Origin of the sequence: Bradyrhizobium sp., assembly GCF_019242285.1 — a bacterium.
In the GTDB taxonomy this organism is placed as follows: Bacteria; Pseudomonadota; Alphaproteobacteria; order Rhizobiales; family Xanthobacteraceae; genus Bradyrhizobium.
Window position 1 is genome coordinate 1 of the sequence record NZ_JAFAVV010000870.1, and the last position, 2,049, is coordinate 2,049.

At 65.6% G+C, this 2,049-nt stretch carries 2 protein-coding genes; both read right to left on the reverse strand.

From position 1 onward, the window contains the following. A partial coding sequence (locus tag JOY90_RS35725) for a PrpF domain-containing protein (protein WP_291695791.1) occupies positions 1-1,066 on the reverse strand: 1,066 nt, incomplete at its 3' end. Continuing rightward, positions 1,063-2,049: NAD-dependent epimerase/dehydratase family protein (locus tag JOY90_RS35730; protein ID WP_291695792.1), on the reverse strand; the 987-nt coding region annotated here is incomplete at its 5' end. The genes JOY90_RS35730 and JOY90_RS35725, both read right to left, overlap by 4 nt.

Sequence of the window (2,049 nt, forward strand, 5' to 3'; positions counted from 1 at the left end):
CCGCATTCACACGCGCATCGACCAGCGTGATGCCCGAGGGATGCGCGATCCGGATCGGCCCGTCCGATGTGCAAAGGCCCGCCGGCACGCTGCCCGGAATGCGCGTAGCGACGGCAAGACAGATCGAGCTCGTGATCGGCACCGCGCGATGCGGTTGGCCGACCGAGATCATGCGAACCCAGATATCAGCCTCGGCGGCGGCCAGATCGCGGCCGGAGAGCGTAGGTCCGTTGCGGGGACCGCAGACCATGCCGACCTTCGGAATGCCGGTCATGCGCTGCGCCTCGTCGAGGTCGGCGGCAATGCCCATGGCGACCGACGCGGCGCAGCGGATGTCGTCCATCCGCTTCAGGAACACCGGATCGCCTTCCAGTGCGTCCGGCAGCTCGTCGGCCGCCTTCTCGACCGCGCGCGCCTCGACGAAGACGCCCGGGTTGGCCGCATCCACGCACGACGCCTTCACAGTCCCAAGCCCCGCGATCTCGAATTGATCGATCGCCTTGCCCGTCGGCAGCAGCTTTCCGGTACGCGCGCCGCCGGGCTCGAGAAATTCCAGCCGGATCGGCGCCGCCTTGCCGGCCACACCGTCGATCTCGATCTCGCCGGTCGCGGCGAGTCTTCCATCTTCGACCGGGAAGCGGGCCACGATGATCTTGGACGTGTTGGTGTTGTGGATGCGCACCACCGCTTCCGCGCCGGCCGGCGCCGGCAGCAAGCCTTCCTCCAGCGCGAACGGCCCGACCGCCGAGGACATGTTCCCGCAATTCGCGCCATAGTCGACGAAGCTGTCGCGCACCCCGATCTGGGCGAACGTATAGTCCACGTCCGCGTCGGGGTGGCTCGGCGGACCGATCACGCAGATCTTGGACAGCGACGAGATGCCGCCGCCCATGCCGTCGAGCTGGCGGCCGCTCGGGTCGGGCGATCCCATGACTTCGCGAAAGATCGCGTCCCAGTCTTTTCGCGCGGCAGGCAGGTCCTGCTGCCGGAACATCACGGCTTTCGAGGTGCCGCCCCGCATGAAAACCGCGCGCAACCGGCTGGTCTGCATGATCGCTCCGTTCAAGCCTTGTTCCGTTCAGCGTCCTCACGCTGGCGCCAGGCGATCAGGCGGCGAATGCCTTCCTCGATCGGGACTTCCGGTGTCCAGCCCAGCATCCTCTCGATCTTGGCCCGGCTGAAATCGAGCTGCTGCGTCGCGCTGGCCCTCACCTGCGATCCGCTCGCGGTCGTATACTCCGGTTTCAGCTCGGTGCCGGTGATCTCGGTCAGGATTTCGACGATACGGTTGAGGGTGGTGGCGACGCCAGTCGCCACGTTGAAGCTCTCGGCGGTCACGTCGGAGGCCATCGCCATCACGTTCGCGCGCGCCACGTCGGCGACGTGGATGTAATCATGCACCTCGTTGCCGTCGTCCAGGATCTGAGGCCGCTCGCCGCGCATGATGCGGTCGTAGTTCTCCATGATGTAGAGTGCATTGACGCCGCGATAGTGCTGACGCTCGCCATAGACGGTGGAGTAGCGCAGCGCGATCGCGCCGATGCCGTGGCGGGCACTGTACAGCCTGCACAGCTGCTCGCCGAGCACCTTGGTGCAGCCATAGAGTGCGGCTGCGGGACCGAACGTCCAGAAATTCGATGGCGTGCTTTCCTCGATCAATCCGGGCGCAGGATTGCCATAGGTGGCGACCGACGAGGAGAACACCACCCGCTTGACGTTGCGATAGCGGCACGCCTCGAAGATGTTGACCTGGCCCTCGACATTGACGGCAAGGCCGAGGCCGGGGTTCTGGCTGAGCGGCAGCGTCAGGAAGCCGGCCACGGCGAACACGCCGTCCGTGCCGTCGAACGCATCATAGAGCTCGTTGATGCGAAGAATGTCGCCACGAACGAGCTTCACGCGCGGATCGCCAACGATGTCCTTCACATTGTCGAGGCTGCCGAGCGAGTAGTTGTCGAACAGCACCACTTCACGAGCGCCTTGCGCGAGCAAATGCTCCGCGACATGCGAGCCGATCAGGCTGGCCCCGCCGGTGATGACGAATTTTCC